This window comes from Lonepinella sp. BR2357 (assembly GCF_051851525.1).
In the GTDB taxonomy this organism is placed as follows: domain Bacteria; phylum Pseudomonadota; class Gammaproteobacteria; order Enterobacterales; family Pasteurellaceae; genus Lonepinella.
In genome coordinates, this window is the sequence record NZ_JBPDVG010000010.1 from 110197 (window position 1) to 117741 (window position 7545).

Here is a 7545-nt window from a genome sequence, read left to right on the forward strand (position 1 = left end):
TTTCTCTACCCTTTATTATGTTCTGGGTTGCTATTTTCTGCGGTCGCAGGGGCGGCTTTGGCTTGCACCTGCACTTGTGGGCGTGATTGAGCCTGTTCATTTTGTTGCAAACGTTGAATTACAGCGTCTCTTGAACCATCCATCACCACTTGACCGTTATCTACCACAATCACACGATCCACAATTTTCAACACCTGCATACGGTGTGTTACCACCACCATCGTACGACTTTTCGCCCAGTGAGCAATGGCATTGAGTACCACGTCTTCCGAGCCTGAATCTAAGCTGTTGGTTGGTTCATCTAGCAACACTACTTTCGGATTTTTCAACGTCATCCGAGATAAGGCCACGATTTGACGTTGCCCGCCCGACAAGCCCATACCATTTTCGCCTAATGGCATATCCAAACCACGAGGGTGTCCTTGAATCATACGATCTAAGCCGAAACGCTGTAAAGCCGCTAATAATTCCTGATCGGTCGTAAAACTGTCACTACGGGCGAGATTCATATTATCACGCAATGTGCCTAAAAATAGGCGTGGGTGTTGACCGAGCAAGACCACCTGACTACGCAAATAGTTCGGATCAATTTGCCGCACATCCACGCCATCAATGGTGACACTGCCTTTTTCAGGTTCAAACAAACCTGATGCAAGATTCAGCATCGTGGTTTTACCGCTACCGATTTTACCCAAAATGGCGACTTTTTCCCCTGGATTGATGGTAACGGACACATTTTGCAGGGCTGGCATACCCTCTTTCACATATTTAAAGCCCACCTGATTAAAGGCGATTTGACCGTGCATATGCTCAAGGCTAATGTAATTGCGGTCTTCGGCACGTTCACTCGGACGAGAAATAATATCTTCCACGCCTTTAAAGGCCAAACGAGCTTGTTGTAAACGGGTGGCAAGACCTGCGATTTGCCCCAATGGTGCTAAAGCACGTCCTGACAAAATCACGGTTGCAATTAACGCCCCCATCGTGATACGTTCCGCTTCCACTTCGCTATGGATTAAATATGTCCCATACAGCACCGCAAATACGGTATTGAGCTGTTGAAGTGCGGTGGAAAAATTCACCACAAAATTACTTAAATCTTTGGTTTTTGTTTGCGATGAGGCGGTGCGAGCCGTGTAATAATCCCAACGGGTTTGTGCCCAACTGGCGGCGTTATTGGTTTTGATGGTTTCAATTCCCTCCACGGCTTCCACGGCCAAACCTTGGCGTTGCGAGCCCTCACGCATAGATTCATTGATAAATTTCGCCATCATCGGCTGTACCAAAAAGCCGACCAAAATTACCGTTGGAATAATGATTAACGGTACAATCGCCAACTTGCCTGCAATTAAAAACATCACAAACACAAACATCAAAATAAATGGTAAGTCCACCAACGCCAACAAGCTGGCACTGGTCATAAAATCACGCACCGATTCAAAATCACGCAAGTTATTGGCATAACTGCCTGATGATACTGGTTTATCCGACATTCGCAATGCCAACACACGGCGAAACAGTGCCGAGCTAATAATCAAATCGGCTTTTTTCCCTGCAATATCGGTTAAATGTCCACGAATCATTTTGGCGACAAATTCAAAGGCAATTGCGATCATCACACCGATACTCAACACCCACAACGTTTCATAACTTTTATTCGGGATAACACGGTCATACACGTTCATCACATACAAGGAACTAACCAAAGCCAAAAAGTTAATCACAAAGGTAGCTAAAATCACCTGATAATAATAGGAACGGAAACGCCAAATCACTTTCCAGAACCACGCCTTATTCATCTTATATTCAGGCAATTCCGAGCTAATATCAGCCGCTGCTTTCGGCTTAATAAACCAGCTATAACCAAGATATTTCGCATTTAACTCCGCTTCGCTTAGTTCCTGCTCTACGCCCACTGTTTGTAGGACAGTATAAACTCGATTGCCCGCATGACCCGTGATTTTTGTCACCACGGCGGATTCTTCATTTTTCAGAATAATAATCACCGGCACAGCCAAGGTAGGAATATCCGACAACGGACGGCGAGACATTTTATTCTCATAACCGTGCGTACGTAATACTTCGCTTAAGGAAGTAAAATTTAAATTATTGCGTGCATCCCGAATGGTTTGTGCCGCCAGTGTTTCTTTCGCCACAGGCGAGCCATAAATTTGGGTTACCAACGCCAAATGTTCTACGATTGATTTCATACCTTAACCTTATAATCCTTTCAGTGTTACAATACCCGCCCATTTGCTCACCTGTGCTTGAGCCACCAAATAGGCTAACACCGCATCACGATAATCATTTCGAGCGGAGGCTTCAGCCACCTGAATACTGGTTAAACTTTGATAAGCATCCAATACGTCCAATAAAGAACGGCGAGAAATTAAATATTGCTGTTCATAAATCTCAACCACATTTTTTTGTGATTGAATTTGTTTTTTCGACACGGTCAAATATTGCAAACTCTGACGCATACTGATTTCGGCAGTTTGCGAATTTTCCGTAACTTCACGTTGAATTTCTGCCATTCTTTCTTTCGCCGCTTCGGCAGAATAGGCATCTTGTACGCCAGAGTAGTAGGTGGCAGGATCAAACAAATTCCACGACACTTTCATATTCACTTCATAGCCGTGTTTTCCCCATTCGCCCTCTAAATTCAGGGCTGGCAAGCGTTTTGCTTTGGACACTTTTTCTTGCGATTGGGTGCGAGCCAGTTCGGCTTGCTGAGCTTGATAACTCGGGTTGTCCGCATATTGCCCTTTGCTGGTAAATTGCGCTTTGAGTTTTTCCACCGTCATATCCGCAAAAGGATCCACAATATCCTCCGCACTGAGTAATCGCCCTGTATAACGGCTTAATTGACTTAGCGAAGTTTGTAAAATACGTTGTTGTGCAACTAAAGAGGATTCCGCTTGCAAACGGCGAGATTCCGCTTCCACGGTTTCGGAGGTTCGCCCCGTATCATAGCTGGAAATGACCTTTAAATCTGCCAAAATATCGCTATAACGTTGCAAACTTTCCTGATACACCGCAATATTTTCTTTGGCATATAAGGCGGTGAGATAGACCTTACCAATGGTGCTACCCAGTTGCTCACGGGTTTCATCATATTTATATTGATAATATTCCCGTTTATGCTCATCTCGTTCCACCGCATTAGAAATTTCGCCCCAGGAATACACATTCACGGTAGCCGTTAAGGCAACGGGATTACGTTCCACCGAGCGGCTATCATTATAATGATGGGTTAAATTACGAGAGGTACTCACGCCCAAAATCGGCAAATGCCCTGCTTTGGAAATTTTCACTTGCGTATCGGAGACGCCAATATTGGCTTGTGCTTCACGAATGGTCGGGTCGGAACTTAAGGCAACTTTCAAAATGGATTGTAGCGACGTCGCATGGACTTCTGTCGCCATCATAGATAGCCCTACAAGCAGTAAACAAGGGTATCCTACTGCTCGAGAAAATAATTTATGCATTGTATTCCCCTCTTATCTTTATTTCAGAAAAATTATTTGCGCGATGACAAAACCCAGCTTTCGCTGGGTTTGCTATTTTTATTTTAACGTTTCACACCCCGTGTAAATTAAATGCTTGACACACTAATCCCGTCTTGAACCCAGAGTTGATAAGTTGAATCAGAATAGCTATAAACGTTATACGTTATTGAGTCAACGGTTTGTGTACCATTTGGGATCGCATCTGCTACACTTATACTGATCTCGTTACCTGTTGAGCCAGCTGTTTGATCTACGACCAAGATTTTCTCTGTGCTGCCTACGCGTTGGTTCATATCCAACAAATCGCTTAACTCGATCTCAAAGTGGTTATCATTACCTGCGAAGTGGATATGCTCGATAGAAGTCGATTTACTGCTCAAATCAGCGAATGAGCCACTGAACTCATCCATCTTAATTTCCAGCGTATCAATACCATTACCTAAGCTGATGTGTGCTGTGTCAGTTTCTGCAATCTGCAAGGCTTTGGTTAAGCTGATTTCTACGCCATTAAGCTGTACGGCGTGGGCATCAGGACTATTAGCTCTTAAGAAGTCTTGGCTTGTAATCGTGAGGGTATCATCCACACCCGCGGTTACTGTGCCATCGTGGTCGCCGTAGATGCGACCATTTTGCACATAGTAAGCAGCGTCAGGGTAAGCATCCGCCGTGTATCCAGCTGCATCAGTTACACTAATTTGTAGATAGCTACCGTTTAACGCACCGCCAACATCAGTATTCTCTCCACCAAAGAAGATAGTTGGACTTTCCGATTCAGATTGGTTACTACCACCAGTTCGTCTCCAACCCTCAGCTGATAAAGCCTCATTAGTTAGATCACTTGCATACTGTGATTGGGTTACACCATTTGGAGCTTGAGCACCACGTACGAAAGTATAGGTACTTTCCGTGCCATCATAGCGAACCGTTTTAATAACGGTAGTATCGCCACCTTCTGTACCAGTATACATAGGCTGACCTTCAGCATCTGTTGTATCAACTTTGCTACGGTGTCCATTACCACCTGCTTGAAGTTGAAGCCAAAGAGGAGTTGTCGTTCCTGCATCGTTACCAAGGTTCGCTGTTGTATATGGACTCGTGCCTACTTTAACACCACTGACATAGGTGTTGGCAATTTCGGTTTCTGCTGAACTGTGCCCAGTTGTACCATCAGGGTTAGCACGACCTGCTACCACTGATACAGTTGTACCATCTAACACTTGACCTGAGGCAAAATACATACCGTTAGAGTATGTTTTATTGCTATCCACAACCCCTGCATCATTGGTTTGTTTCCAACTTGAGCCATCATAAGTAAAGGTGAATGTTACCACTTTTGGTTGCTGTGCCAATGCTGTGGCAACAGCTTCCGCACTGTACTCTGATACTGCTGTTCCTTTAACTTGCGGTACAAGAGTCGCTGTAACAGCAATGGTATCCCCTGCTTTGTAGTATGTACCAGCTTTTTGTGCTGCACTTTGAACACTACTATCTTCAACATTTGGTTCAAAGGCAATAAATACATCCCCACTGCTTGAAACAGCTTCAAACACGCTCGGTTTTTCCAACGCTGCCAACAAGCTACTTGCAGAGAACGTATCCACTGAACCATCCGTATAAGTAATGGTGACTTTACCTGTTGCGTCCACAGTGACTGTCGCATCTTGCACTTGTGGAATGTCTTTATTCAAGCCCGTTTTAATCCAGTTAGCAAGGTTGGCTTGCTCAGTTTCAGTGAGTGCCGTTGTATCGCCTACATAGTATGTTTCAGTTGATGTGGTTACAGGCTCAACCTGCGGAGCGATTTCCGGTTTTACTGTTTTGTCTGAGGAAATGGTTTCACTTGAACCATCGCTATACGTTACCGTCGCTGTACCATCTGCGGCAACTGTGATGTCGGTAATATCCGCATTGTCTTTGTTGGCGTCTTTCAACGCTTTCGCAACTTTGGTTTGCTCGTCCGCAGTTAATTGACTGGTGTTCCCTACAGGGGTTTGAACAGACACAGGGGTGGTGGTGTCTGCCAAGTTCGCTAATGCGGTATCAGACGCTTCACCAGCTCTTACGCCACTCTGGTTATCATAGATGGTTGCGACAACATCTTTGCCATTCGCCACGCTATCAGCAGATAGAGTGATGGTTGAACCGTTTACTGTGGCTTGAACTTTCTCAGCATTGGCTGCATTGGTTGGATCATACTGAGGATGATTTGGTGCAACCACCCAAGCTGAGCCATTATAAACATAGCTTACTTTTACGATTTCAGAACCGTCAGTCGTTGGATAAGGCACAGCAATCTCTACAAGCGTACCTGTCGTTGGATTTTCTGGCAAGCCAACATCTACTGTACCGTTCACATTTGCTGTTACGGTAACTGGAATAATAGGTAAAGTGTAGCTAGTTTGGCTGGTTTCACCTGTTACATTGCCATAAGCATCCGTACGTGTTGCATAAACGGTTGACTCCGCTTTTAAATTAGACACGTTTAATCCAACCGCTGTTTCTTCCACAAATTGACCAGGGCCTAAATCATATACAATGCTGACCCCCTCTGGCAATTCACCTTGTGCCTCCCAAACATTATTTGCTGCTGTGTCATTAAGAGCTTGTGTTTGTTTCTTAAACACGACTTCGTGTACTGCATCATTCACATCGGTGTATTTCACGGTGATGATGTCGCCACCTTCACTGTGTTTGTTTTCGCTGTTACCGTCAGCCCAAGGTAAACCATCAGCCAATGGGAAGTGCAATTCGAGGACTGTACCTCTTTCATTAGCATCTGTTGCCGCAACATCCTTAGAACCCCAATAGTTGTAGACATCACCTGAGTCATAGTCAGTGGCCGTAATGTCAGCATCTGGGCTCACTGCACCATCCGCACTGATAGTGTGAATAAATGCTTTTGTGCCATCTGCGATTTGGTTAGCTTTCAATGTGAATGAACCGTTTTCATAACCTGCTGGCAAGGCAATCTCTGGAGTGCTGTTTACCCAAGTGCCGTCTGCTTGTTTGGTTAAGATTGCCGTAATTTCACCTACACCTGGTTGGATAAATTTTGTTACGACTTGATCGCCAGTTTGATAATCTGCATTGCTGTAATCAAAGGTGACATCACCATTTGACGCCGCTTCACTCACTTTTGGCAATGGCACCGCTTTCACTGTTTTGTCTGCGGTGATGGTGTCGGTTGAGTCATCGGTGTAAGTTACGGTTACGACGCCTTTTGCATCTACCTCAATAGATTTGATCTTATCAGCAATGTCTTCATTGGCTTTGGCAATCGCATCTTTCACTGCTTTTTGTTCTGTCTCGCTCAGAGCATTTACATCAGCTACACCTGTTACCACTGGATTAACTGGATCAGTCGCTTTGGTGATTTGATCTTTCACTAATTGATCAGCGTTGATGGTATCTACCGAACCGTCAGCATAAGTAATCGTTGCCACGCCTTTTTCATCTACGGTGATCGTTGCATTCTTCACATCGTCATTATTCGGATTCGCTGCTTTAATTGCATCCGCTACCGCTGTGCGTTCAACTTCTGTAAGCGATTCGCTATTTTTCACCACAACACGTGTATCTACATCAGGCTCTGCGGCTTCATCTAATAGATCAACAGGATCTGTTTTTGCCGCTGTGTTTTGTTTTAGCGCAACTGTTACTTCGTCTTTTGAACCATCTGGGTAGGTGATCGTCGCTGTTTTGCCGTCTGGAGATACAGTTACTTCACCTTTGGCTGCAACGACATCAGGATTTGCTTTTTCAATCGCCGCTTTGATTGTGTTTAAATCGTCTGCTGTTGGTGCTTCAGGGTTGTATACGCCTACTGCGTTGTCCGCTGGGATGTCTTTGTCTTCAGTCGCCGCTGCGGTGTTTTGTTTTAACGCAACATTGACGGTGTCTACTGAGCCATCTGGGTAGGTGATTGTCGCTGTTTTTCCGTCTGGAGATACTGTTACTTCACCTTTGGCTGCAACGACATCAGGATTTGCTTTTTCAATCGCCGCTTTGATTGTGTTTAAATCGTCTGCTGTTGGTG

The 7545-nt window shown here is 44.8% G+C and carries 3 protein-coding genes; all 3 read right to left on the reverse strand.

Annotated elements, in window-relative coordinates; all coding sequences use genetic code 11:
* Positions 1-5: 5 nt before the first annotated feature.
* Positions 6-2210, reverse strand: a complete 2205-nt coding sequence (locus tag ACTG7L_RS08400) for a type I secretion system permease/ATPase (RefSeq protein WP_439328152.1) — start codon at positions 2208-2210, stop codon at positions 6-8.
* 9 nt (positions 2211-2219) lie between these two features.
* Entirely contained in the window at positions 2220-3488 is a 1269-nt protein-coding gene (locus ACTG7L_RS08405) for a TolC family protein (RefSeq protein WP_439328153.1), read from the reverse strand.
* A gap of 107 nt (positions 3489-3595) precedes the next feature.
* A partial coding sequence (locus ACTG7L_RS08410) for a hypothetical protein (RefSeq protein ID WP_439328154.1) occupies positions 3596-7545 on the reverse strand: 3950 nt, incomplete at its 5' end.

What these genes read in the sequence shown, in the direction of transcription:
- ACTG7L_RS08400 (WP_439328152.1), bottom strand. Translation starts at nt 2,210, where the DNA reads ATGAAATCAATCGTAGAACATTTGGCGTTGGTAACCCAAATTTATGGC.
- ACTG7L_RS08405 (WP_439328153.1), bottom strand. Translation starts at nt 3,488, where the DNA reads ATGCATAAATTATTTTCTCGAGCAGTAGGATACCCTTGTTTACTGCTT.